This is a genomic window from Streptomyces sp. NPDC043738 (assembly GCF_056436545.1).
This window is the reverse complement of the sequence record NZ_JBWKCJ010000008.1, coordinates 80,179-104,088: the sequence shown is the minus strand read 5'-3', so window position 1 is coordinate 104,088 and position 23,910 is coordinate 80,179. Positions and strand designations below refer to the sequence as shown.

The window sequence follows — 23,910 nt, the reverse complement described above, 5'->3', positions numbered from 1 at the left end:
CCACGTGTCCCCCCAACGGAACGGCCCCCTCCCCGGCCCGTGCCAGGAAAGGAAGCTAGGACCGAATTGCGTAGTACAGCAAGGCTTTTCCGGACATTGCCATCGCTTGGGGCGTAGCAGGCAGACGGCCGCCGGCCGACTTCCTACGCCTACGCCCACGTCGCGCTCGCGCCCCGCGGCCGCCCCGCCGAGCGGGCCCGCCCGTCCGCCCGACGCATCAGCTGCGCCGATCGCGCACGCTCGCCCGGCGCAACCGCCCGCGCGAGTTATCCACAGGCCACTTCGCCGCGACGTGCCCGGCCGTACTCTGATCAACACAGCCACCGGCTCGGGGACACACCAGCCCCGGACGGCCCGGCTGCCCACCGGCGACGACGAACGCGAGGAGCTGTCCATGCCCGAGCAGAGCCCGTTCGAGCTGGCGGAAGGCGATCCCTTCGGCCCGCACAACCTCCCCTACGGCGTCTTCAGCACCACCGATGCGCCCGACCAACACCGCATCGGTGTCCGCTACGGCGCCCATGTCCTCGACCTCAGCGCCCTGCCCAGCGCCCTCCCGGCCGCCATCCATCCGCACGCCGAGCTTCTCGCCGCGCCGACCCTCAACCCACTCCTCGCCGCCGGCCGGCCCGTCTGGCAGCAGATCCGCGCGGCCGTCCACACCGCCGTGACCGACCCCGCGCACCGCGACGAAGTGGCCCCGCTGCTCCACCCGTTGGAGGAGGTCACCCTGCATCTCCCCTTCGAGGTCGCCGACTACGTCGACTTCTACTCCAGCGAGCACCACGCCACGAACGTCGGCCGGATCTTCCGCCCGAACGACGCGGGGCTGCCGCCCAACTGGAAGCATCTGCCGATCGGTTACCACGGCCGGTCGGGCACCGTCGTCGCCACCGGCACCCCGGTGGTGCGGCCCAACGGGCAGCGCAAGGCTCCGGCGGACGAGGCCCCCACCTTCGGCCCTTCCACCCGCCTCGACATCGAGGCCGAGGTCGGCTTCGTCGTCGGCACGCCCTCCACGCTCCATGAGCCCGTCGGCCTGGGCTCCTTCCGTGACCACGTGTTCGGTGTCTGCCTCGTCAACGACTGGTCCGCCCGAGACATCCAGGCCTGGGAGTACGTGCCGCTCGGCCCGTTCCTCGGCAAGTCCTTCGCCACCTCCGTCTCCGCCTGGATCACCCCGCTCGACGCCCTTGACGAGGCCCGTACGGCACCGCCCACCCGGGACGTCCCAGCGCTGCCCTACCTCGACGACTCCGGCGCGGAGCCGGGCGGCTTCGACATCCGCATCGAGGTGCGGATCAACGACGAGGTCGTCTCACGGCCCCCGTTCGCCAGCATGTACTGGACGGCCGCCCAGCAGCTGGCCCACATGACCGTCAACGGCGCCTCCCTCCGCACCGGCGATCTGTTCGCCTCCGGCACGGTCTCCGGTCCCGACCCCGATCAGCTCGGCTGCCTGCTCGAACTCACCCAGGGCAAGGGCCCCTACCTCCAGGACGGCGACGTGGTCACCCTCACCGCCTGGGCCCCGGGCCCCGGCGGCGCCCGGATCGAGCTGGGCGATGTCACCGGCCGTATCCTGCCCGCACCCACGGTGGGGACTCCGCAGTGACATGACCGACGTGCCCCTCACCCTCCCCGAGGAGCTGCTGCTGCTCGCCCTCGACCCGGTCCGCGGCCGCCCGCTGAACAACCCCAGGTACCTGCGGTACGGGCTGGCCGGAGCGGCGCTGGCCGACCTGGAGGCGGCCGGGCGGGTCGCGGTCGAGCGCGGCGACCGCGTCACGGTGGCCAATCCGCTGCCGCTGGGCGACCCGATACTCGACGGCGCCCTGGCAACGCTCCCCGCCCCCGCCAAGGGCGGCCGGGGCACCAGGGCCCACCGCTGGGTACGCCGAGCCGGCCGCCCCGTCCGGGAGCTGTGCCTGCGCCGTCTGGAGGAGCGCGGCGCGCTGCGCAGACAGGTCCACCGCGCCCTGGGCCTGGTGCCGTACGAGCGCTTCCCGGCAGGGGCGGTGGACCTGGCCGGCCCCGCCCGCGCCCGCTTCAGGGCGGCGGTCGACGCCGGGCTCCCCGACCGGCGCGCCCGGCTCCTGGCGGCGCACTCCTCGGCGACGGGCCTGGACGCCAAGCTCCTGCCGGGCAGCGCCTTCCGCCCACTCCGCCGCGATCTGAGACGCCTGGTCAAGGAGGAGTGGACGGCACACGCCGCGTTCCGCGCCGTACAGGACGACCAGAGTGCCGGAGGTGGGGCGTAGGGCGGGGAAGGGCGGCTGGAGAGTGCGATTAGGCCACGAGTGGCCCCAGTAGAGGTCCTGGCAGAGGCTCCGGCGGAGGGACGGAAAAAGGTCTGCAGCGACCTCGCCAGGGGCCCTGGGGCCAGTCTCGGCAGAGTCCTGGTGGCGGCATTGGCGGGCGTCGCCCTGGCGCCGGCCTCAGCAGGGGGCCTGGCGGCGGCCTTCCCGGCGGCAGGCGCTGAAGCATGAGGTGGAGGGGGCGGGGGGCGGGGCGGGGGGGGGAGGCCCCGCAAGGCAGTAGCTATCCGTGCCCCGCTCCACCCCCTCCCCCACCCCCGCCCATTTCGCCCCCTTAGCCCCGTTTTCGCGTCACAGCCCCACACCAAGTCCGTACCGGCGTTGACGCAATCCGGTGACGGATCCGAGAGCCGTGGAGGGCGCTGCTAGCCTCACGTCTCCCTGTCCCACAACGGAGGAGACGTACGTGCGCAAGGCAGCGCAGATCGCCGGGGCGGCGGCCATCGCCGCGATGCTGCTCAGCGGTTGCGGAAGCAGCGGCGGCACCGACAGCAAGCCGAGCAAGACGCCGGAGGCCGCGCCGTCGACTCCGGGAGACGCCGACAAGCCCGCCGGCCCCACCGCGGTCGAGGGAGCCTGGAAGGCCGGATCGAGCGGCAGCCCGCTGATCCTCGTGATCAAGGAGGGTACGGTCGCGTTCAGCAACGGCCACAAGGCCGCCTGTCTGGGCAAGGTCCAGACGATGGCCGGAATGACCATGGCCGCGCTCAAGTGCACCGACGGGGACACCACCCGCACCATGGGCACCCTCAAGCCCGCTTCGGACGGCAAGACCCTGACCGTCGACTGGAAGAACGGCCCCACCGAGAAGTACACCAAGTCCAGCGACGGCAGCGTGAAGATCCCCGACATGCCCGAGCTGCCGAGCGGCATGCCCAAGAGCTGACCGCCGCCCTGCGCGGCAACGGCCGCCGCCCGGCCCCGAGCGGGGCGCGGGCGGCGGCCGTTGTGCGTGCCGGACTGCGGTGCCTCAGCGCACGAAGACCCCTGCCTGCCCGGCGAGGTCGAGGAAGTACTGCGGCGCCAGACCGAGCACCAGGGTGGCCGTGACGCCGATGGCGATGGCCGTGGTCGTCAGCGGACTGGGGACCGCGACGGTCGGGCCTTCCGCCTTGGGCTCGTTGAAGAACATCAGCACGATGACGCGGATGTAGAAGAACGCGGCGATGGCGGAGGAGATGACACCGACCACCACGAGCCAGCCCGCACCACTTTGTGCCGCCGCCTTGAAGACCGCGAACTTCCCGGCGAAGCCGGAGGTCAGCGGGATGCCGGCGAAGGCCAGCAGGAAGACGGCGAAGACCGCGGCCACCAGCGGCGAACGGCGTCCGAGCCCGGCCCACTTGGACAGCTGAGTGGCCTCGCCGCCCGCGTCCCGCACCAGGGTGACGACGGCGAAGGCGCCGAGCGTCACGAAGGAGTAGGCGCCGAGGTAGAAGAGCACCGAGGAGATGCCGTCCTCACTGGTGGCGATCACACCGGCGAGGATGAAGCCGGCGTGCGCGATGGAGGAGTAGGCCAGCAGCCGCTTGATGTCGGTCTGGGTGATGGCGATGATCGCGCCGCCCAGCATCGTGATGATCGCGACGCCCCACAGCACCGGCCGCCAGTCCCAGCGCATGCCCGGCAGGACGACGTACAGCAGGCGCAGCAGCGCGCCGAAGGCGGCGACCTTCGTGGCGGCCGCCATGAAGCCGGTGACCGGGGTGGGCGCACCCTGGTAGACGTCCGGGGTCCACATGTGGAACGGGACCGCGCCGACCTTGAACAGCAGGCCCATCAGCACCAGCGCCGCGCCGATCAGCAGCAGCGCGTCGTTGCCCATGGTGCCTGCCAGTGCCGGGTCGATCTGCTTGGCGCCGTCCGAGATCACCTCGGCGATCCCGGCGTACGTCACGGTGCCGGCGTAGCCGTACAGCAGGGCCACGCCGAAGAGGAGGAACGCGGAGGAGAAGGCGCCGAGGAGGAAGTACTTGACGGCGGACTCCTGCGACAGCAGTCGCTGGCGGCGGGCCAGCGCGCACAGGATGTAGAGCGGGAGGGAGAAGACCTCCAGGGCGACGAAGAGCGTCAGCAGGTCGTTGGCCGCCGGGAAGACCAGCATGCCGCCGATCGCGAAGAGCGCGATCGGGAAGACCTCCGAGGTGGTGAACCCGGCCTTGACCGCGGCCTGTTCGGCCGGGCCGCCTGGGACGGCGGCGGGCTGGGCCGCGAAGGAGTCCACTCGCTTGCCGTGCGCCGCCGGGTCGAGCCGGCGCTCGGCGAAGGTGAAGACCGCGATCAGGGACACCAGCAGGATCGTGCCCTGCAGGAACAGGGCGGGGCCGTCGACGGCGATGGCGCCCATGGCGGCGATATGCGCCTTGGACGAGCCGAAGCCGCCGGCCGCCAGGCCGATCACCGCGGCGAACGCGGCGGCCAGCGTCACCAGGGACAGCAGCAACTGGGAGTGGTAGCGGGCGCGGCGCGGCACGAACGCCTCGATCAGGACGCCGATCACTGCCGCACCGAGGACGATCAGCGTCGGCGACAGCTGGGCGTACTCGATGTGCGGCCCCGGGATCTTGCCCGGTGCGCCGGCCGCCACCGTCCACAGGCTGTGGACACTTGCCACGGAACTCACTTCGCGGCCTCCACGTCTTGATCGTTCGCGGCGTGGCCGTGCCGGCCTCCGCCGGGCACGGCGTTCACCTGCACAGTGGGCTTGGGGTCCTGCTTGTCCACGACGGACAGGGTGTGGTCGACGGCCGGATTGACGATGTCGGTCAGCGGCTTCGGATACACCCCGAGGAAGATCAGCAGCGCGATCAGCGGCGCCACCACCACCAGCTCCCGCACCCTGAGGTCGGGCATGCCGGTCACCTCGGCCTTCACCGGCCCGGTCATCGTCCGCTGGTAGAGGACCAGGACGTAGAGCGCGGCGAGGACGATGCCGAAGGTGGCGATGATGCCGATCACGGGATAGCGGGTGAACGTGCCGACCAGGACCAGGAACTCGCTGACGAACGGCGCCAGGCCCGGCAGTGACAGGGTGGCGAGACCGCCGATGAGGAACGTGCCGGCGAGAACGGGGGCGACCTTCTGGACGCCGCCGTAGTCCGCGATCAGGCGCGAGCCGCGGCGGCTGATCAGGAAGCCGGCCACCAGCATCAGCGCGGCGGTGGAGATGCCGTGGTTGACCATGTAGAGCGTGGCGCCGCCCTGGCCCTGGGACGTCATCGCGAAGATGCCCAGGATGATGAAGCCGAAGTGGGAGATCGAGGCGTAGGCGATCAGCCGCTTGATGTCCCGCTGGGCGACCGCGAGCAGCGCGCCGTAGACGATGCTGATCAGCGCGAGCACCAGGATGGCGGGGGTGGCCCAGCTGCTGGCCTCGGGGAAGAGCTGGAGGCAGAAGCGGAGCATCGCGAACGTGCCGACCTTGTCGACGACCGCGGTGATCAGCACCGCGACCGGCGCGGTCGACTCGCCCATGGCGCCGGGCAGCCAGGTGTGCAGCGGCCACAGCGGCGCCTTCACCGCGAAGGCGAAGAAGAAGCCGAGGAAGAGCAGCCGCTCGGTGCCGGCGGCGATGTCCAGCTTGCCGGCGGCGCGGGCCTCGACGATCTGCTGGAGCGAGAACGTGCCGGTGCCGAGCTGGTCGGCGGTGACGGCGTACAGCCCGATCACCGCGGCCAGCATGATCAGGCCGCCGGCGAGGTTGTAGAGCAGGAACTTCACCGCGGCGTACGACCGCCGGCCGGCGGCCTGTTCCTCGCCGTCCGCACCGGCGCGGTCCCCGAAGCCGCCGATGAGGAAGTACATCGGGATCAGCATGGCTTCGAAGAAGATGTAGAAGAGGAAGACGTCGGTGGCCTCGAAGGAGATCACCACCATCGCCTCGACGGCCAGGATCAGCGCGAAGAAGCCCTGGGTGGGCCGCCAGCGCCGGTTGGGCGTGGCCTCTTCCAGAGGGTCGGCGTCATGCCAGCCGGCAAGGATGATGAACGGGATCAGCAGGGCGGTCAGCGCGATCAGGGCGACCGCGATGCCGTCCACGCCGAGTTCGTAGCGGACGCCGAAGTCCTGGATCCAGGCGTGCGATTCGGTGAGCTGGTACGGGCTCTTGGCTCCGGGGTCGAAGCGGAACGCGACGACCAGGGCCAGCGCGAAGGTGATCAGCGAGAACAGCAGCGCGAGCCATTTGGCCACGGTGCGCTTGGCCGCGGGCAGCGCGGCGGTGGCGATCGCGCCGACCGCCGGCACCACGGCCGTTGCCGTCAGCAGGGGAAACGACATGGCTCAGACACCCCTCATCAGCAGGGTCGCGGCGACGAGAACGGCGGCCCCGCCCAGCATCTGGACCGCGTACGAGCGGACGAAGCCGCTCTGCAACTGGCGCAGCAGGCCGGAGAGTCCGCCCACCGAGGCCGCCGTGCCGTTGACCGCCCCGTCCACCAGGGAGCGGTCGAGTTGGACGAGCGTGGTGGTGACCTCGCCGCCGCCGCGCACGAAGACGATGTGGTTGAAGTCGTCCTGGAGCAGGTCCCGGCGGGCGGCCCGGGTGAGCCACGAACCGCGCGGGGCGAGCTGCGGGACGGGTTTGCGCCCGTACATCAGCCAGGCGATGCCGACGCCGATGAGCAGGACGACGACGGTCGAGGCGGTGACGGTGGTGGCGCTGACCGGGGAGTGGCCGTGCGCGAAGGAGGTGACCGGCTCCAGCCACTTCACGAAGGCGTCGTTGACGCTGAACAGCGCGCCGGCGAAGACCGATCCGACGGCCAGCACGATCATCGGGAGCGTCATGACCTTCGGCGACTCGTGCGGGTGTTGCACCTGCTGCCCCGGCGCGGCAGCGGCCGGTGTCTCGGCCCAGCGCTTCTCGCCGAAGAACGTCATCAGCATCACCCGTGTCATGTAGAACGCGGTGATCGCGGCGCCCAGGAGGGCCGCGCCGCCGAGGATCCAGCCCTCGGTGCCGCCCTTGGCGAAGGCCGCTTCGATGATCTTGTCCTTGGAGAAGAAGCCGGACAGTCCGGGGAAGCCGATGATCGCCAGATAGCCGAGGCCGAAGGTGATGAACGTGATCGGCATGTACCGGCGCAGGCCGCCGTAATGGCGCATGTCGACCTCGTCGTTCATGCCGTGCATCACCGAGCCGGCGCCGAGGAAGAGGCCTGCTTTGAAGAAGCCGTGGGTGACCAGGTGCATGATCGCGAAGGCGTAGCCGATGGGGCCGAGTCCGGCGGCCAGGACCATGTAGCCGATCTGCGACATCGTCGAGCCGGCCAGGGCCTTCTTGATGTCGTCCTTGGCGCAACCGACGATCGCACCGAACAGGAGGGTGACCGCGCCGACGGCGACGACGGCGGTCTGCGCGTCCGGCGCGGCATTGAAGATCGCCCCGGAGCGGGTGATCAGATACACCCCGGCGGTGACCATCGTGGCGGCGTGGATCAGGGCCGAGACCGGGGTCGGGCCCTCCATCGCGTCACCCAGCCAGGACTGCAGCGGCACCTGTGCCGACTTGCCGCAGGCGGCCAGCAGCAGCATCAGCCCGATGGCGGTGAGCTTGCCTTCGGAGGTGTCACCGGTGGCCGCGAACACCGGCCCGAAGGCGAAGGTCCCGAACGTCGTGAACATCAGCATGATCGCGATGGACAGGCCCATGTCGCCGACGCGGTTGACCAGGAACGCCTTCTTGGCGGCGGTGGCCGCGCTGGGCTTGTGCTGCCAGAACCCGATCAGGAGGTACGAGGCGAGGCCGACGCCCTCCCAGCCGACGTACAGCAGAAGGTAGTTGTCGGCGATGACGAGGAGCAGCATCGCCGCGAGGAAGAGGTTGAGGTAGCCGAAGAAGCGGCGGCGCCGCTCGTCGTGCTCCATATAGCCGATCGAGTAGATGTGGATCAGCGATCCGACACCGGTGATCAGCAGGACGAAGGTCATCGACAGCTGGTCGAGCTGGAAGGCGACGTCGGCCTGGAAGCCGCCGACCGGGATCCAGCTGAACAGATGCTGGTGCAGGGCACGGTGCTCGGGGCTCTTGCCGAGCATGTCGGCGAAGAGCGCCACCCCGACGGCGAACGACGCCACCGCCAGCAGCGTGCCGATCCAGTGGCCGGTGCGGTCGAGTCGTTTGCCGCCGCACAGCAGCAGGGCCGCACCGACCAGCGGTGCCGCGACAAGCAGCGCGATCAAGTTCTCCACTTTGTGCGACCCCTTACAGCTTCATCAGACTGGCGTCGTCGACCGAGGCCGTATGACGGGTGCGGAAGATCGACACGATGATCGCCAGGCCGACCACGACCTCGGCCGCGGCGACGACCATCGTGAAGAAGGCGATGATCTGGCCGTCCAGATTCCCGTGCATCCGCGAGAAGGTGACGAAGGCGAGATTGCAGGCGTTGAGCATCAGCTCGATGCACATGAACATCACGATGGCGTTCCGCCTGATCAGCACCCCGGCCGCGCCGATGGTGAACAGCAGGGCGGCGAGGTAGAGGTAGTAGACCGGGTTCATTTCTTGGCCCCCTCCTTGTGCTCCTTCCGCGTCGCGCCACCGGAGGCCCCGGGCGGGGGCTCGTCCTCCGTGCCGCGGCCCAGCCACTCCTCGGAGCGCTGCTCCAGCGCCTTGAGTTCGGCGAGCGACTCACCGGAGACATCGCGGATCTGGCCGCGCTCGCGCAGCGTGGGACTGACGGTCAGCTCGGACGGGGTGCCGTCGGGCAGCAGGCCCGGGATGTCGACGGCGTTGTGCCGGGCGTAGACCCCCGGGGCGGGCAGCGGGGGCACCTGCTTGCCCTCGCGGATGCGCGCCTCGGACTGCTCGCGCTGCGACTTGGCCCGCTCCGTGCGCTCCCGGTGCGTGAGCACCATCGCGCCGACGGCTGCCGTGATCAGCAGCGCGCCGGTGACTTCGAAGGCGAAGACGTACTTGGTGAAGATGAGCGCGGCCAGGCCCTGTACGTTGCCGCCGGCGTTCGCCTCGCCCAGGCCGTTGAACTCCTTGAGCGAGGCGTTGCCGATGCCGGCGATCAGCAGGATGCCGAAGCCGATGCCGAGGCCGGCGGCGAGCCAGCGCTGGCCCTTGAGCGTCTCCTTGAGGGAGTCCGCGGCCGTGACGCCGACGAGCATGACGACGAACAGGAACAGCATCATGATCGCGCCCGTATAGACGACGATCTGCACGACGCCGAGGAAGTACGCGCCGTTGGCGAGGTAGAAGACCGCCAGGACGATCATGGTGCCGGCGAGCGAGAGGGCGCTGTGCACAGCCCGCTTCATCAGGATCGTGCACAGCGCGCCGATGACGGCGACGCTGCCCAGGATCCAGAACTGCACGGCCTCCCCCGTGGAGGCGGCCGCGGCGGCGAGACCGGTCATGCCTGCACCTCCTCGTCGGCGGTCGGGGCCGGCTGCTCTGCGGGGTGCTCCCCCTTGGAGACGGCGACCTGGCGGACGGTGCCGGGCGCGGCCTCGGTCACCAGCCCGTTGTAGTAGTCCTTCTCCGTCATGCCGGGGTAGATCGCGTGCGGTGAGTCGACCATCGTGTCCTGCAGGCCCGCGAGCAGCTCCTCCTTGGTGTAGATGAGCGATTCGCGGGAGCGGTCGGCGAGTTCGTACTCGTTGGTCATCGTGAGCGCGCGGGTCGGACAGGCCTCCACGCACAGCCCGCACAGGATGCAGCGCAGATAGTTGATCTGGTAGACGCGGCCGTAGCGCTCACCCGGGGAGTAGCGCTCCTCGTCGGTGTTGTCCGCGCCTTCGACGTAGATCGCGTCCGCCGGGCACGCCCAGGCGCACAGCTCGCAGCCGATGCACTTCTCCAGCCCGTCCGGATGGCGGTTGAGCTGATGCCGGCCGTGGAAACGCGGCGCCGTCGGCTTCTTCTCCTCCGGATACTGCTCGGTCAGCCGCTTCTTGAACATGGCCTTGAAGGTCACGCCGAAGCCGGCCACGGGGTTCTGGAACTCAGGCACCGTCGCCCCCCTTTCCGTCGGTCTCATTTCCGTCACTGACAGTGTCCACCCGACCACTGACAATCAACTCCCGGTCCCGGCGGGGACGCCGGCGCGGCACGGGCGGCAGGCTCTGCCCGGGCAGCGGCGGTACGGGGAAGCCGCCGGCCATCGGGTCGAAGGCGCCGTCGCCGTCCGTCTCCTGCTCTTCCTCACCGCGCCGGAAGAAGTCCACGACCAGGGAGATCAGCAGCAGCGCGACGGCGCTGCCGGCCACGTACAGCACGATCTGGGAGAAGTCGTAGCCCTCGTTCTTCAGCGCCCGGACGGTGGCGACCAGCATCAGCCAGACCATCGAGACCGGGATGAGGACCTTCCAGCCCAGCTTCATGAACTGGTCGTAGCGCACCCGGGGGAGGGTGCCGCGCAACCAGATGAAGAAGAACAGCAGCAGCTGCACCTTGAGGGTGAACCACAGCAGCGGCCACCAGCCGTGGTTGGCGCCTTCCCAGAACGTCGACACGGGCCAGGGTGCCCGCCAGCCGCCCAGGAAGAGCGTGACCGCGACCGCCGAGACGGTGACCATGTTGATGTACTCGGCCAGCATGAACATCGCGAACTTGATGGACGAGTACTCGGTGTTGAAGCCGCCGACCAGGTCGCCCTCGGACTCCGGCATGTCGAACGGCGCCCGGTTGGTCTCGCCGACCATGGCGACGATGTAGATGATGAAGGACACCGGCAGCAGCAGGATGTACCACCGGTCCTGCTGCGACTCCACGATGGTGGAGGTCGACATCGACCCGGAGTACAAGAACACCGCCGCGAACGAGATGCCCATCGCGATCTCGTACGAGATCATCTGCGCGCACGAGCGCAGCCCGCCGAGCAGGGGGTAGGTCGAGCCGGAGGACCAGCCCGCCAGCACGATGCCGTAGATGCCGACGGAGGCCGTGGCGAGGATGTAGAGGATGCCGATGGGCAGGTCGGTCAGCTGCATCGGAGTGCGGTGGCCGAAGATCGAGATCTCGTTGCCCGCCGGACCGAAGGGGATCACCGCGATCGCCATGAAGGCCGGGATGGCCGCCACGATCGGCGCGATGATGTAGACCGCCTTGTCGGCCCGCTTGACGACCAGGTCCTCCTTCAGCATCAGCTTGATGCCGTCGGCCAGCGACTGGAGCATCCCCCAGGGGCCGTGCCGGTTGGGGCCGATGCGCAGCTGCATCCAGGCGACGACCTTGCGCTCCCAGACGATCGAGAACAGGACCGTCAGCATCAGGAACGCGAAGCAGAAGACCGCCTTGATGACGATCAGCCACCAGGGATCGCGGCCGAACATCGACAGGTCTTCCTGGGCCAGCGCGGTCTGCGCGGTGGCCAGTTGGCCGAGCTGCATCATGCGTCCACCTCCTTGGCCTGCGCCGGCGTGCCCGGAGCGGCGGAGATCTTCACCAGGTCACCGGGGCGCGCCCCGGTGTCGGCGGCGACGCCACCGCCCGTGGAGTTGAGCGGCAGCCACACCACCCGGTCGGGCATCGGCGTGACCTTCAGCGGCAGCCGGACCGAGCCGGCCGGTCCGCCGACCTCCAGCAGGTCGCCGTCCTTGACGCCGGTCTCCTCGGCGGTGGTCTGCGACAGCCGGGCGAGCGCGGCGTGCCGGGTGCCGGCCAGTGCCTCGTCGCCCTCCTGGAGCAGCCCCTGGTCCAGCAGGAGCCGGTGCCCGGCGAGTACCGCCTCGCCGTCGGCGGGCCGGGGCAGCGGACGCCCGGTCTCGTGGGGCTCACCGGCGTACGGGCCGTCCCAGCTGCCGAGCCGGTCCAGCTCGCGGCGTACGGAGCGGATGTCGGGCAGGGCCAGGTGGACGTCCATGGCGTCGGCGAGCATGTGCAGCACCCGGGAGTCCGGCTGCAGCTGGCGGCGGGTCATCTGGTCCGGCTTGAGCGCCGCCTCGAACAGCCGCGCCCGGCCCTCCCAGTTGAGGAACGTGCCGGCCTTCTCCACCACGGCCGCCACCGGCAGGACCACATCCGCCCGCTCGGTGACCTGCGAGGGCCGCAGCTCCAGACTGACCAGGAAGCCGACCTCGTCCAGGGCGGTCAGCGCCCGCGCCGGGTCCGGCAGGTCGGCGACCTCGACTCCGGCCACCAGCAGCGCGCTGAGCTCCCCGGTCGCCGCGGCCTCGATGATCTGGCCGGTGTCGCGGCCGTGCCGGTGCGGGAGCGCGGCGACGCCCCAGGCCGCGGCGACCTCGTCGCGGGCCCGCGGGTCGGTGGCCGGCCGCCCGCCGGGCAGCAGACCGGGCAGCGCGCCGGCCTCGACGGCGCCGCGATCGCCCGCCCGCCGCGGAATCCACACCAGGCGGGCACCGGTCGCGGCGGCGGCGCGCACCGCGGCGGTCAGCGCGCCGGGCACCCCCGCCAGCCGCTCGCCGACGACGATCACCGCGCCGTCCGCGCGCAGCGCCTCGGCGGCCGCGTGCCCCTCGCCCTCCAGGCCGACGCCGCCGGCGAGCGCGTCCAGCCATTCGGTCTCGGTGCCCGGGGCGGCCGGCAGCAGCGTCCCACCGGCCTTGATCAGCCCGCGTGAGGCGTAACTGCCCAGCCCGTAGGTGCGCTGGCCGCTCTTGCGGTGCGCCTTGCGCAGCCGCAGGAAGACGCCCGGCGCCTCCTCCTCGGCCTCGATCCCGGCCAGCAGGACGGCCGGCGCCTGCTCCAGGGCGGTGTACGTGACCCCTCCCCCACTCCTTGACCCGTGGGAGGTACCCCCATCGTCCAGATCACGCCCCCGCCCGGCGACCTTGGCCGCCAGGAAGTCGGCCTCTTCGGCGCTGTGCACCCGGGCCCGGAAGTCGATGTCGTTGCTCTGCAGGGCGATCCGGGCGAACTTGGCGTAGGCGTAGGCGTCCTCGACGGTCAGCCGGCCGCCGGTCAGTACGCCGGTGCGCCCCTTGGCCGCGGTCAGCCCGCGGGCCGCCGCCTCCAGGGCCTCGGGCCAGCTCGCCGGCTCCAGTTCACCGGACTCGGCGTTGCGCACCAAGGGGTGCTCGAGCCGGTCGCGCTGCTGGGCGTAGCGGAAGGCGAACCGCCCCTTGTCGCAGATCCACTCCTCGTTGACCTCGGGGTCATTGGCGGCCAGCCGCCGCAGGACCTTGCCGCGCCGGTGGTCGGTGCGGGTCGCGCAGCCGCCGGCGCAGTGCTCGCACACCGACGGCGAGGAGACCAGGTCGAAGGGGCGGGAGCGGAAGCGGTACGCGGCGGAGGTGAGCGCGCCGACCGGGCAGATCTGGATGGTGTTGCCGGAGAAGTACGACTCGAAGGGGTCGCCCTCTCCGGTGCCGACCTGCTGGAGGGCGCCGCGCTCGACGAGCTCGATCATCGGGTCGCCGGCGATCTGGTTGCTGAAGCGGGTGCAGCGCGCGCACAGCACGCAGCGCTCGCGGTCCAGCAGCACCTGTGTGGAGATCGGTACCGGCTTGGCGAAGGTGCGCTTCTTGCCCTCGAAGCGCGACTCCGGGTCGCCGACCTGCATGGCCTGGTTCTGCAGCGGGCACTCGCCGCCCTTGTCGCAGACCGGGCAGTCCAGCGGGTGGTTGATCAGCAGCAGCTCCATCACCCCGCGCTGGGCCTTCTCGGCCACCGGGGAGGTCAGCTGCGACTTGACGACCATGCCGTCGGTGCAGGTGATGGTGCAGGAGGCCATCGGCTTGCGCTGGCCCTCCACCTCGACGATGCACTGCCGGCAGGCGCCCGCCGGGTCCAGCAGCGGGTGGTCGCAGAAGCGCGGGATCTCGATGCCGAGGAGTTCGGCGGCGCGGATGACCAGCGTCCCCTTGGGGACGGAGATCTCGATGCCGTCGATCGTCAGGGTGACGAGGTCCTCCGGCGGGACGGCCGCCTCGCCGCCTCCCGAGGGGGCATTTGTCACGACGGTCATGCATTCACCCCCAGGTGAGCGTCGTTGTCGGCCCACAGGGTCGACTTGGCCGGGTCGAACGGGCAGCCGTTGCCGGTGATGTGCTGCTCGTACTCCTCGCGGAAGTACTTGAGCGAGGAGAAGATCGGCGAGGCGGCGCCGTCGCCGAGGGCGCAGAAGGACTTGCCGTTGATGTTGTCGGCGATGTCGTTGAGCTTGTCGAGGTCGTCCATCCGGCCGTTGCCGGCCTCGATGTCGCGCAGCAACTGCACCAGCCAGTACGTCCCTTCGCGGCAGGGTGTGCACTTGCCGCAGGACTCGTGCGCGTAGAACTCGGTCCAGCGGGTGACCGCCCGTACGACGCAGGTGGTCTCGTCGAAGCACTGCAGCGCCTTGGTGCCGAGCATCGAGCCGGCCGCGCCGACGCCCTCGTAGTCGAGGGGGACGTCGAGGTGTTCGGTGGTGAACATCGGCGTCGAGGAGCCGCCCGGCGTCCAGAACTTCAGCCGGTGGCCGCGGCGCATACCGCCGCTCATGTCGAGCAGCTGGCGAAGGGTGATGCCCAACGGGGCCTCGTACTGGCCGGGGGCTGCGACGTGGCCGCTGAGCGAGTAGAGCGTGAAGCCCGGGGACTTCTCGCTGCCCATCGACCTGAACCAGTCCTTGCCCTTGTTCATGATCGCGGGAACCGACGCGATGGATTCGACGTTGTTCACGACGGTGGGGCAGGCGTAGAGGCCGGCCACCGCGGGGAAGGGGGGACGCAGCCGGGGCTGTCCGCGACGGCCCTCCAGGGAATCGAGCAGCGCGGTTTCCTCACCGCAGATGTACGCGCCGGCGCCCGCGTGCACGATGACGTCCAGGTCGAGTCCGGAGCCGAGGATGTTCCGTCCGAGGAAGCCCGCCGCGTAGGCCTCGCGTACGGCCTCGTGCAGCCGGCGCAGGACGGGTACGACCTCACCGCGCAGATAGATGAAGGCGTGGTTCGACCGGATCGCATGGCAGGCGATCACGATCCCCTCGATGAGGGAGTGCGGGTTCGCGAAGAGGAGGGGGATGTCCTTGCAGGTACCGGGCTCCGATTCGTCGGCGTTGACCACGAGGTAGTGCGGTTTGCCGTCGCCCTGCGGGATGAACTGCCACTTCATCCCGGTGGGGAAGCCCGCGCCGCCGCGGCCGCGCAGGCCGGAGTCCTTGATGTAGGCGATGACGTCGTCGGGGGGCATCGCGAGCGCCTTGCGCAGGCCCTCATAGCCCTCGTGCCGGCGGTAGGTCTCCAGCGTCCAGGATTCGGGCTGGTCCCAGAAGGCGGACAGGACGGGCATCAGGAGCTTCTCCGGGCTCGCCTCTCCCCCGGCGTGCGGCCGGGAGGCGCCCCCGTACTCGGCTGCCACTGTCATCACTCCCCCTCCTTAGCTGTGGGCCCGGCCGGGTGCTGGTCGTCGGAGGCCGAGGTCTCGTGCGGTGCGTCGTGGGAACTGGGGTGACCCGAGGGCGCCTGCTCGGCGGGGTGCCCGGACGGGGGTTCGTCCGTCGAGCGGTCGGTGGTCGTCCGCGGGGCGACGACGTGACTGGCGCTGTCGGCGCCGCGGCCCGGTGCGGCCTCGCCCTTGGCCAGGCGCAGTCCGATCAGGGAGGCGGGTCCGGCGCCGCCGGTGGCCTCGACGGCGCCCGGTCGCTCGTCCGGGAATCCGGCGAGCATCCGGGCGGTCTCCTTGAAGGTGCACAGCGGGGCGCCGCGGGTGGGCTCGACGGTGCGGCCCGCCCGGAGGTCGTCGACGAGCTGCCGGGCGGACTGCGGCGTCTGGTTGTCGAAGAACTCCCAGTTGACCATCACGACCGGGGCGAAGTCGCAGGCGGCGTTGCACTCGATGTGTTCGAGGGTGACGGCGCCGTCCTCGGTGGTCTCGCCGTTGCCGACGCCGAGGTGCTCCTTGAGCTCCTCGAAGATGGCGTCGCCGCCCATCACCGCGCACAGGGTGTTGGTGCAGACGCCGACCTGGTAGTCGCCGCTCGGCCTGCGGCGGTACATGGAGTAGAAGGTCGACACCGCGGTGACCTCGGCGGTGGTCAGGTCGAGCTGTTCGGCGCAGAAGCGGATGCCGGTGCGGGTGACGTGCCCTTCCTCGGCCTGTACGAGGTGCAGCAGCGGCAGCAGCGCCGAGCGCGCGCCGGGGTAGCGGGCGATCACCTCCTTGGCGTCCGCCTCGAGCCGGGCCCGCACCTCGGCCGGGTAGTCCGGGGCCGGGAGCGCGGGCATCCCCAGGCTGGTGGGGGTTTCGGGGGTTCCACCCCGAGAAGACGCGGTGGTCACCGGTCGACGCCTCCCATCACGGGGTCGATGGACGCGACGGCGACGATGACGTCGGCGACCTGGCCGCCTTCGCACATCGCCGCCATGGCCTGCAGATTGGTGAAGGACGGGTCGCGGAAGTGCACCCGGTAGGGGCGGGTGCCGCCGTCGCTGACCGTGTGCACGCCCAGCTCGCCCTTGGGTGACTCGACGGCCGCGTAGGCCTGTCCGGGCGGGACCCGGAAGCCCTCGGTCACGAGCTTGAAGTGGTGGATCAGGGCCTCCATCGAGGTGCCCATGATCTTCTTGATGTGGTCGAGGGAGTTGCCCAGTCCGTCCGGGCCGAGGGCCAGCTGGGCGGGCCAGGCGATCTTCTTGTCGGCGACCATCACCGGGCCGGGCTCCAGGCGGTCCAGGCACTGCTCGACGATCCGCAGCGACTGGCGCATCTCCTCCAGCCGGATCAGGAACCGGCCGTAGGCGTCGCAGGTGTCGGCGGTCGGCACCTCGAACTCGTAGTCCTCGTAGCCGCAGTACGGCTGCGTCTTGCGCAGGTCGTGCGGGAGGCCGGCGGAGCGCACGATGGGGCCGGTGGCTCCGGTGGCCATGCAGCCGGCCAGGTCCAGGTAGCCGATGCCCTCCATGCGGCCCTTGAAGACGGGGTTGCCGGTGGCGAGCTTGTCGTACTCGCCGATGTTCTTGCGCATCTTCTTGACGAAGGCGCGCACCTGGTCGACCGCGCCCGGGGGCAGGTCCTGGGCGAGGCCGCCGGGCCGGATGTAGGCGTGGTTCATCCGCAGGCCGGTGATCAGCTCGAAGATGTCGAGGATGAGCTCACGGTCGCGGAAGCCGTAGATCATGATCGTGGTGGCGCCCAGCTCCATACCGCCGGTGGCGATGCACACCAGGTGGGAGGAGAGCCGGTTGAGTTCCATCAGCAGCACGCGGATGACCGAGGCCCGGTCGGGGACGTCGCCGGTGATGCCGAGCAGCTTCTCCACGGCCAGGCAGTAGGCCGTCTCGTTGAAGAAGGGGGTGAGGTAGTCCATCCTCGTGACGAAGGTGGTGCCCTGCGTCCAGGTCCGGTATTCGAGGTTCTTCTCGATACCGGTGTGCAGATAGCCGATGCCGCAGCGGGCCTCGGTGACGGTCTCCCCGTCGATCTCCAGGATCAGCCTGAGCACACCGTGCGTCGAGGGGTGCTGCGGCCCCATGTTGACGATGATCCGCTCGTCGTCGGACTTGACCGCGGCGGCCGCGATCTCGTCCCAGTCACCGCCGGAGACGTTGTAGACCGTGCCCTCGGTGGTCTCGCGGCCCAGCGACTCCTGGGTGTCGAAGTCGCTTGAGGTGCGGTGGCCGTTCGAGGAGTGGGAGTGCGGTGCAGTAGTCATCAGCTGTACGACCTCCGCTGGTCGGGAGCCGGGATCTGGGCGCCCTTGTACTCGACGGGGATGCCGCCGAGCGGGTAGTCCTTGCGCTGCGGGAAGCCCTGCCAGTCGTCGGGCATCATGATCCGGGTCAGCGCGGGATGACCGTCGAAGATCAGGCCGAAGAAGTCGTACGTCTCGCGCTCGTGCCAGTCGTTGGTCGGATAGACCGCCACGAGCGAGGGCACGTGCGGGTCGGCGTCCGGGGCGGAGACCTCCAGCCGGATCAGCCGGTTGTGGGTGATCGAGCGCAGGTGGTAGACGGCGTGCAGCTCGCGGCCGGTGTCCCCGGGGAAGTGCACCCCGCTCACGCCCGTGCACAGCTCGAAGCGCAGCGCCGGGTCGTCGCGCAGGATCTTGGCGACGGCCGGCAGGTACTCCCGCTCGATGTGGAAGGTCAGCTCGCCGCGGTCCACGACCGTCTTGGCGATGACGTTCTCGGGGACCAGCCCCTGCTCGTCGAGGGCGCCCTCCAGCTCGTCGGCGATCTCGTCGAAGTCGCCGTACCCTCCGCCGCTCTCGGCTCCGCCCGACGTATCCCCGTCGGCGCCCGGTCCGCCGTACGGCCGCTGGGACGCGCCGGGCAGCCGGACGGTCCGTACGAGGCCGCCGTAGCCGGTGGTGTCCCCGCCGTTGTTGGCGCCGAACATGCCGCGGCGGGTGGCGATCACCTCGCCGGTGTCGTCGCGCTGCGCCGGGACGGCCTCGTCCGAGGCGTCCGGACGCTCGGGGTTCTTGTGCTCACTCACCGCAGCAGCCCCTTCATCTCGATCAGCGGGAGCGCCTTGAGTGCCGCCTCCTCCGCCTCGCGGGCGGCCTGCTGCTGATTGACCCCGAGCTTGGTGTGCTGGATCTTGTCGTGGAGCTTGAGGATGGCGTCCATCAGCATCTCGGGACGCGGCGGGCAGCCCGGCAGATAGATGTCGACGGGCACGATGTGGTCGACGCCCTGGACAATCGCGTAGTTATTGAACATTCCGCCTGATGAGGCGCAAACCCCCATGGAAATCACCCACTTCGGGTTCGGCATCTGGTCGTAGACCTGCCGCAGGACGGGGGCCATCTTCTGGCTCACCCGGCCGGCCACGATCATCAGATCCGCCTGGCGCGGCGAACCCCGGAAGACCTCCATGCCGAAGCGGGCCAGGTCGTAGCGCCCGGCGCCGGTCGTCATCATCTCGATGGCGCAGCAGGCCAGCCCGAAGGTCGCCGGGAAGACCGATGATTTGCGCACCCAGCCCGCGGCCTGCTCGACAGTGGTCAGCAAAAAGCCGCTCGGCAGCTTCTCTTCAAGTCCCATGTGTGACCCCTAGTCCCATTCCAGGCCGCCACGACGCCAGACATAGGCGTAGGCGACGAAGACGGTGAGCGCGAAGAGGAGCATCTCGACGAGCCCGAACAGTCCCAGGGCGTCGAAGGTGACGGCCCAGGGATAGAGGAAGACGATCTCGATGTCGAAGACGATGAAGAGCATCGCCGTCAGGTAGTACTTGATCGGGAAGCGACCGCCACCGGACGGGTGTGGCGTCGGCTCGATTCCGCATTCGTACGCCTCGAGCTTGGCCCGGTTGTAGCGCCTGGGCCCGACGAGGGTGGCCATGACGACGGAGAAGATCGCAAAGCCTGCCCCTAGGGCTCCCAGTACGAGGATGGGCGCGTAAGCGTTCACCGTCCTCGCTCCCTTCAGTCGACGATGACTGGATGGCGGTCCGCTCGGGCCCTCTGATCGCCCCATGGAGATCGTGCACATGTGAGGCAGTTCACAAGCCCGAGCCGCCTGCATCTTATGCCCGCTGGTGTGTGATCTGCGACACGGGGGTGAACAACGCCTTTGTGATCTCCACCACCCGGCGAAGGATCATGAAGTCGGATGAGCGGTGATCTTCGTACGCGAAGCGCGCGAGTGATCACGAGAGGTGACATTCACACGGGTTACCGCTGGTCAGGGCGGTGGCGTCATTATCAAGTAGCGGCGACCGTAGGCAAATTGGCACTGGACTTCACCAACTGCTATAGGAGTGCGACCCGTCGGCGTGATCCGCTCGTGACCCGCTCGTGATCGTCGGTACGTGCTCCGGTTCACGAGCGGGCGGCCGCGTCGGATCACGGGAACATAACGGACACTCAAGAGTGACCTATCCCACGCTATTTCGGGCACTGAGTTCTTGACGGCTGGGAAGCCTTGGCGTGGCGCGTGGGGAAGTGATAGGCCCCCGTCGGACCCGCACCGAGCAGCAAATGCCGTGCGTAGGAACATGATCGCGAAATTCGGACATCGCGCCGCCGAGTCGACGGGCAGGCAAAAGTCCGTTTTGTTCGTCGCGTACGCGTCAAGTGTGGCGCACTGCACCTTTCTTGGCAGCAACCTCCGGCGCCTGATAGCCGTTATTGCCATGTCCCCGAACGCACTCATACCCAGCCACCGGAAGCCCCGCCGTTCCGCGTCCTCGCGGGCACTGCGTGCGGGCGTGACCGGTGGCTTCCTCACTCTCGCGGTGACCGGCGCGACCGTGCCGGCCAACGCCGCGGAAAAGCCCGTCTCCGAGACCCAGGAGATGCCGACGATCACGACGGCGCTGGCGACCAGCGCCGCCAAGAGCGCCGACACCGCCGAGCAGGTCGCGTTCAACTACGAGCGGCAGGCGCTCCAGGACAGCGTCTTCGCCAAGGCCGCCAAGGCCGCGGAGAAGGACAAGGCCGAGGCCGTCAAGAAGGCCAAGGCCGAGGCCAAGAAGAAGGCCGAGGAGGCCCGCAAGGCAAAGGAGGCCGCGCAGGCCCGTGCCTCGCGCTCCGACGAGCGGACGACCCTGTCCGCGCCGTCGACCTCCACCGCCACCGGCTCCACCGCCACCCTCGTCGCCTTCCTCAAGGCGCAGCTGGGCAAGGCGTACGTGCTGGGCTCCAGCGGCCCCTCGTCGTACGACTGCTCCGGTCTGACGCAGGCCGCGTTCAACCAGATCGGTATCGACCTGCCGCGTGTGTCGCAGGACCAGTCGACCGCCGGCACCCAGGTCGGACTGTCCAACCTCCAGGTCGGCGACATCCTCTACTGGGGCAGCGCGGGCAGCGCCTACCACGTCGGCGTCTACATCGGCGACGGCAAGTTCATCGGCGCCCAGAACTCGAGCACCGGCATCGTCGAGCGCCCGCTCAGCTACGACATGCCCACCGGCGCGGTGCGCGTCCTGTAGGACCGCCGCACACCAGGTACTGACGAAGGACCGCCCTCCCCGGCTCGGGAGGGCGGTCCTTCGGCGTAGGGCGTACGGGGCGGCGGCTACCAGCCCGCGCCCGCCGGCTGCTTGGTGGTCGCGTTGAGCCGGTTGAACAGATTGGTGATCCCGATCGTCAGCACGATCGCCGCCAGTTGCTGCTCGTCGAAGTGGTCGGCGGCGTCGTCCCACACGGAGTCCGGCACCGGGTCGGAGCTGTCGGCGAGCCGGGTGGCCGACTCGGCGAGCGCGAGGGCGGCGCGCTCGGCGTCCGAGAAGTACGGCGCCTCGCGCCAGGCCGCGACCGCGAACAGCTTGTCGTCGCCGACGCCCGCCTTGCGGGCGCTCTTGACGCCGCCGTCGACGCAGAAGCTGCAGCCGTTGATCTGGCTGGCCCGCAGGTGCACCAGCTCCAGCGTCTCCTCCGGCACCCCGCCCCGCCGCGTCGCCTTCACCACGTCGAGAAGGGGCTGCATGGCCTCGGGGATGACCACCGCGGGGTTCTTCATGCGTGCTTCCATCACTGCTCTCCTCCGAAGTGCCGTCCGGCGGGCCCCACCGGGAGGCCGCGCGCCGGGAGATCCCGTCCGGGAATCTCCTCGTCACCGCACTGACGGATACCGGCCGGAGAATGTGACGGGGGCGGCCCGGAATTTCTCCCGGACCGCCCCAAGACCGCCCACCGGGGCTGCCACCAGGGCCGTTACGCCTTCGGCGCGACCTTCGACAGGCCGTTGATGATGCGGTCCATCGCGTCGCCGCCCGTGGGGTCGGTGAGGTTGGCGAGCATCTTCAGGGTGAAGCGCATCAGCAGCGGGTGGGTCAGACCGCGCTGCGTGGCGATCTTCATGACCTTGGGGTTGCCGATCAGCTTCACGAAGGCGCGGCCGAGCGAGTAGTAGCCGCCGTAGGTGTCCTTGAGGATCTTGGGGTAGCGCTGCAGGGCCAGCTCGCGCTGGGCGTACGTGGCGCGCGCCTGGGCCTGCACGATGACCTCGGCGGCGATGGAGCCGGACTCCATGGCGTAGGCGATGCCCTCGCCGTTGAACGGGTTGACCAGGCCGCCCGCGTCACCGACCAGCAGCAGGCCCTTGGTGTAGTGCGGCTGGCGGTTGAAGGCCATGGGGAGCGCGGCGCCGCGGATCGGGCCGGTCATGTTCTCCGGTGTGTAGCCCCAGTCGGCGGGCATCGAGGCGCACCACGCCTTGAGGATCTCGCGCCAGTCCAGTTCCTTGAAGGAGGCGGAGGTGTTCAGCACACCGAGACCGACGTTGCTCGTACCGTCGCCCATGCCGAAGATCCAGCCGTAGCCGGGCAGCAGCCGGTCCTGCGCGCCGCGGCGGTCCCACAGCTCCAGCCAGGACTCCAGGTAGTCGTCGTCGTGGCGGGGAGAGGTGAAGTACGTGCGCACGGCGACGCCCATCGGGCGGTCCTCGCGGCGGTGCAGGCCCATGGCCAGCGACAGCCGGGTGGAGTTGCCGTCCGCGGCGACGACGAGCGGGGCGTGGAAGGTGACGGGGGTCTTGTCGTCGCCGAGCTTGGCGTGCACGCCGGTGATGTGGCCGGTCAGCTCGTTGATGATGGGGGCGCCCACGTTGCAGCGCTCGTGGAGCCGGGCGCCGGCCTTCTGCGCCTGCCGCGCCAGCTGCTCGTCGAAGTCGTCGCGCTTGCGGACGAGTCCGTAGTCCGGGAACGAGGCGAGGTCCGGCCAGTCGAGCTGGAGCCGGGAGCCGCCGCCGATGATCCGCAGGCCCTTGTTGCGCAGCCAGCCCGCTTCCTCGGAGATGTCGATGCCCATGGCGACCAGCTGCTTGGTGGCACGCGGGGTGAGACCGTCGCCGCACACCTTCTCGCGCGGGAAGGCCGTCTTCTCCAGGAGGAGGACGTCCAGTCCGGACTTGGCGAGGTGGTAGGCGGTCGTCGAGCCGGCGGGCCCGGCGCCGACGACGATCACGTCCGCGCTGTGCTCGGAGCGGGGCGTGGTCTTTGACGCGGTCACGGACTCCGTCACGGCGAGGTCTCCCGGAAGTCGATATCTGGGTGCCGACCGGCACTGGGCACGTGCAGTCTATGGGGGCGTATGTGATCAGAACCTGAAGGGTTGGTCCATGAACAGACCTCCGCAGTCGCTCCCGGCCGTCGAGCTGCGCGTCCCCACCGACGAGGACGCGCTGAACTGGCACCGCGTCTTCGACCACCCCGACGTGATGGAGTTCCACGGCGGCACATCGGCCGAACTGTCCGTGTACGAGGAGCTGACCGCCCGCCAGCGGCTCCACGACGCGGAACGGGGTTTCTGTCTCTACACGATGCTCGACCCCGCGGACGGCGCGGTCATCGGCTTCACCGGCGCCCAGCCCTGGCCGCACGAGTGGGGCCCCAAGGGCGAGATCGAGATCGGATGGCGGCTGGGCCGCGCCTACTGGGGCAAGGGGTACGCCACGGCGGCCGCCCAACTCGCCCTGGAGCGCGTACGGCAGGCCGGCGTGCGCCAGGTGGTGGCGATGGTCGACGCCCGCAACGAGCGGTCCCTCGCGGTGACCCGGCGCCTGGGGATGCGGCGGGCGGAGACGGTTCTCACGCCGCGCGGGAACCGGACGGCCTACTGCCACCGGCTGGACGTGTGAGTGCCGGCGCCGTCGGGCCGGCACGAAGAGCCGCCTGACGACGCGGGGGGGGGGGGGGGGGGGGGGCCCCCGCGGCCCCCCCCCCCCCCCCCCCCAAGGGGGGAGGACCCCCCGGCCCCCCCCCCGCCAGGTGGGTTCGCGTTGCGCTGTCGGTCGCATCCCCTAAGGAAAA

21 protein-coding genes are annotated in these 23,910 nt (G+C 70.0%); 5 read left to right on the top strand and 16 right to left on the bottom strand.

Annotated elements, in window-relative coordinates; translation table 11 throughout:
- The first annotated feature begins 394 nt into the window (after nucleotides 1-394).
- From fahA to AC0680_RS13565, 3 genes are all read left to right on the top strand, one after another.
- Nucleotides 395-1,615: a fumarylacetoacetase gene (fahA, locus tag AC0680_RS13575; protein WP_478628067.1), complete on the top strand. Its 1,221-nt coding sequence runs from the start codon at nucleotides 395-397 to the stop codon at nucleotides 1,613-1,615.
- A gap of 1 nt (nucleotide 1,616) precedes the next feature.
- Entirely contained in the window at nucleotides 1,617-2,261 is a 645-nt protein-coding gene (locus AC0680_RS13570) for a GOLPH3/VPS74 family protein (RefSeq protein ID WP_478627838.1), read from the top strand.
- Between the two features lie 463 nt (nucleotides 2,262-2,724).
- Nucleotides 2,725-3,204 (top strand): hypothetical protein, encoded by a 480-nt coding sequence (locus AC0680_RS13565; RefSeq protein ID WP_478627835.1) that lies wholly within the window; start codon nucleotides 2,725-2,727, stop codon nucleotides 3,202-3,204.
- Nucleotides 3,205-3,288: 84 nt separating this feature from the next.
- Here the strand turns inward: AC0680_RS13565 and nuoN are convergent, their stop codons facing one another.
- The 14 genes from nuoN to AC0680_RS13495 are packed head-to-tail and all read right to left on the bottom strand — an operon-like array spanning nucleotide 3,289 to nucleotide 19,568.
- Nucleotides 3,289-4,941 (bottom strand): NADH-quinone oxidoreductase subunit NuoN, encoded by a 1,653-nt coding sequence (nuoN, locus tag AC0680_RS13560; protein ID WP_384429753.1) that lies wholly within the window; start codon nucleotides 4,939-4,941, stop codon nucleotides 3,289-3,291.
- On the bottom strand, nucleotides 4,938-6,596 hold the full coding sequence (locus AC0680_RS13555; protein WP_478627833.1) for an NADH-quinone oxidoreductase subunit M: 1,659 nt from the start codon (nucleotides 6,594-6,596) through the stop codon (nucleotides 4,938-4,940). Before AC0680_RS13555 ends, nuoN begins: the two co-directional genes overlap by 4 nt.
- 3 nt (nucleotides 6,597-6,599) lie before the next feature.
- Nucleotides 6,600-8,510 carry an NADH-quinone oxidoreductase subunit L gene (nuoL, locus tag AC0680_RS13550; RefSeq protein WP_478627831.1) on the bottom strand — a complete coding sequence of 637 codons (1,911 nt, stop codon included), beginning with the start codon at nucleotides 8,508-8,510 and terminating at the stop codon, nucleotides 6,600-6,602.
- A gap of 13 nt (nucleotides 8,511-8,523) precedes the next feature.
- A complete protein-coding gene (gene nuoK / locus AC0680_RS13545) occupies nucleotides 8,524-8,823 on the bottom strand; it encodes an NADH-quinone oxidoreductase subunit NuoK (protein ID WP_350730467.1) in 300 nt (99 codons plus the stop codon).
- Nucleotides 8,820-9,686, bottom strand: a complete 867-nt coding sequence (locus AC0680_RS13540) for an NADH-quinone oxidoreductase subunit J (RefSeq protein WP_478627828.1) — start codon at nucleotides 9,684-9,686, stop codon at nucleotides 8,820-8,822. Before AC0680_RS13540 ends, nuoK begins: the two co-directional genes overlap by 4 nt.
- Nucleotides 9,683-10,309, bottom strand: a complete 627-nt coding sequence (nuoI, locus tag AC0680_RS13535; RefSeq protein ID WP_478627825.1) for an NADH-quinone oxidoreductase subunit NuoI — start codon at nucleotides 10,307-10,309, stop codon at nucleotides 9,683-9,685. Before nuoI ends, AC0680_RS13540 begins: the two co-directional genes overlap by 4 nt.
- The gene (nuoH, locus tag AC0680_RS13530; protein WP_478627823.1) at nucleotides 10,275-11,663 is read right to left on the bottom strand and encodes an NADH-quinone oxidoreductase subunit NuoH; all 1,389 of its coding nucleotides are present in this window, start codon (nucleotides 11,661-11,663) and stop codon (nucleotides 10,275-10,277) included. The genes nuoI and nuoH overlap by 35 nt, the downstream gene beginning before the upstream one ends.
- The gene (locus AC0680_RS13525; RefSeq protein WP_478627821.1) at nucleotides 11,660-14,197 is read right to left on the bottom strand and encodes an NADH-quinone oxidoreductase subunit G; all 2,538 of its coding nucleotides are present in this window, start codon (nucleotides 14,195-14,197) and stop codon (nucleotides 11,660-11,662) included. The genes nuoH and AC0680_RS13525 overlap by 4 nt, the downstream gene beginning before the upstream one ends.
- On the bottom strand, nucleotides 14,194-15,576 hold the full coding sequence (gene nuoF, locus AC0680_RS13520) for an NADH-quinone oxidoreductase subunit NuoF (RefSeq protein WP_478627820.1): 1,383 nt from the start codon (nucleotides 15,574-15,576) through the stop codon (nucleotides 14,194-14,196). The genes AC0680_RS13525 and nuoF overlap by 4 nt, the downstream gene beginning before the upstream one ends.
- Nucleotides 15,576-16,436: an NADH-quinone oxidoreductase subunit NuoE gene (gene nuoE, locus AC0680_RS13515; protein WP_478627817.1), complete on the bottom strand. Its 861-nt coding sequence runs from the start codon at nucleotides 16,434-16,436 to the stop codon at nucleotides 15,576-15,578. Before nuoE ends, nuoF begins: the two co-directional genes overlap by 1 nt.
- 50 nt (nucleotides 16,437-16,486) lie before the next feature.
- Nucleotides 16,487-17,863 carry an NADH-quinone oxidoreductase subunit D gene (locus AC0680_RS13510; protein ID WP_478627815.1) on the bottom strand — a complete coding sequence of 459 codons (1,377 nt, stop codon included), beginning with the start codon at nucleotides 17,861-17,863 and terminating at the stop codon, nucleotides 16,487-16,489.
- On the bottom strand, nucleotides 17,863-18,648 hold the full coding sequence (locus tag AC0680_RS13505) for an NADH-quinone oxidoreductase subunit C (protein WP_478627813.1): 786 nt from the start codon (nucleotides 18,646-18,648) through the stop codon (nucleotides 17,863-17,865). The genes AC0680_RS13510 and AC0680_RS13505 overlap by 1 nt, the downstream gene beginning before the upstream one ends.
- A complete protein-coding gene (locus AC0680_RS13500; RefSeq protein WP_030416193.1) occupies nucleotides 18,645-19,199 on the bottom strand; it encodes a NuoB/complex I 20 kDa subunit family protein in 555 nt (184 codons plus the stop codon). Before AC0680_RS13500 ends, AC0680_RS13505 begins: the two co-directional genes overlap by 4 nt.
- A 9-nt stretch (nucleotides 19,200-19,208) precedes the next feature.
- The gene (locus tag AC0680_RS13495; protein WP_006604811.1) at nucleotides 19,209-19,568 is read right to left on the bottom strand and encodes an NADH-quinone oxidoreductase subunit A; all 360 of its coding nucleotides are present in this window, start codon (nucleotides 19,566-19,568) and stop codon (nucleotides 19,209-19,211) included.
- Between the two features lie 724 nt (nucleotides 19,569-20,292).
- On the opposite strand from AC0680_RS13495, the gene AC0680_RS13490 reads away from it, so the two are divergent.
- Nucleotides 20,293-21,090 (top strand): C40 family peptidase, encoded by a 798-nt coding sequence (locus tag AC0680_RS13490; protein ID WP_478627809.1) that lies wholly within the window; start codon nucleotides 20,293-20,295, stop codon nucleotides 21,088-21,090.
- A gap of 86 nt (nucleotides 21,091-21,176) precedes the next feature.
- On the opposite strand, the gene AC0680_RS13485 is transcribed toward AC0680_RS13490, so the two are convergent.
- A complete protein-coding gene (locus AC0680_RS13485; protein WP_478627807.1) occupies nucleotides 21,177-21,632 on the bottom strand; it encodes a carboxymuconolactone decarboxylase family protein in 456 nt (151 codons plus the stop codon).
- A 182-nt stretch (nucleotides 21,633-21,814) separates the two neighbouring features.
- The gene (locus tag AC0680_RS13480; protein WP_478627805.1) at nucleotides 21,815-23,122 is read right to left on the bottom strand and encodes a geranylgeranyl reductase family protein; all 1,308 of its coding nucleotides are present in this window, start codon (nucleotides 23,120-23,122) and stop codon (nucleotides 21,815-21,817) included.
- Between the two features lie 97 nt (nucleotides 23,123-23,219).
- On the opposite strand from AC0680_RS13480, the gene AC0680_RS13475 reads away from it, so the two are divergent.
- A complete protein-coding gene (locus AC0680_RS13475) occupies nucleotides 23,220-23,738 on the top strand; it encodes a GNAT family N-acetyltransferase (protein ID WP_478627803.1) in 519 nt (172 codons plus the stop codon).
- Nucleotides 23,739-23,910 lie beyond the last annotated feature (172 nt).

Coding starts and splice junctions, on each gene's coding strand:
- nuoI (WP_478627825.1), bottom strand. CDS start 10,309: ATGAGACCGACGGAAAGGGGGGCGACGGTGCCTGAGTTCCAGAACCCC.
- AC0680_RS13500 (WP_030416193.1), bottom strand. CDS start 19,199: ATGGGACTTGAAGAGAAGCTGCCGAGCGGCTTTTTGCTGACCACTGTC.
- AC0680_RS13540 (WP_478627828.1), bottom strand. CDS start 9,686: ATGACCGGTCTCGCCGCCGCGGCCGCCTCCACGGGGGAGGCCGTGCAG.
- nuoE (WP_478627817.1), bottom strand. CDS start 16,436: ATGCCCGCGCTCCCGGCCCCGGACTACCCGGCCGAGGTGCGGGCCCGG.
- nuoH (WP_478627823.1), bottom strand. CDS start 11,663: ATGATGCAGCTCGGCCAACTGGCCACCGCGCAGACCGCGCTGGCCCAG.
- AC0680_RS13475 (WP_478627803.1), top strand. CDS start 23,220: ATGAACAGACCTCCGCAGTCGCTCCCGGCCGTCGAGCTGCGCGTCCCC.
- AC0680_RS13570 (WP_478627838.1), top strand. CDS start 1,617: ATGACCGACGTGCCCCTCACCCTCCCCGAGGAGCTGCTGCTGCTCGCC.
- AC0680_RS13485 (WP_478627807.1), bottom strand. CDS start 21,632: ATGGAAGCACGCATGAAGAACCCCGCGGTGGTCATCCCCGAGGCCATG.
- AC0680_RS13555 (WP_478627833.1), bottom strand. CDS start 6,596: ATGTCGTTTCCCCTGCTGACGGCAACGGCCGTGGTGCCGGCGGTCGGC.
- AC0680_RS13510 (WP_478627815.1), bottom strand. CDS start 17,863: ATGACTACTGCACCGCACTCCCACTCCTCGAACGGCCACCGCACCTCA.
- nuoK (WP_350730467.1), bottom strand. CDS start 8,823: ATGAACCCGGTCTACTACCTCTACCTCGCCGCCCTGCTGTTCACCATC.
- nuoF (WP_478627820.1), bottom strand. CDS start 15,576: ATGACAGTGGCAGCCGAGTACGGGGGCGCCTCCCGGCCGCACGCCGGG.
- AC0680_RS13525 (WP_478627821.1), bottom strand. CDS start 14,197: ATGACCGTCGTGACAAATGCCCCCTCGGGAGGCGGCGAGGCGGCCGTC.
- AC0680_RS13490 (WP_478627809.1), top strand. CDS start 20,293: ATGTCCCCGAACGCACTCATACCCAGCCACCGGAAGCCCCGCCGTTCC.
- fahA (WP_478628067.1), top strand. CDS start 395: ATGCCCGAGCAGAGCCCGTTCGAGCTGGCGGAAGGCGATCCCTTCGGC.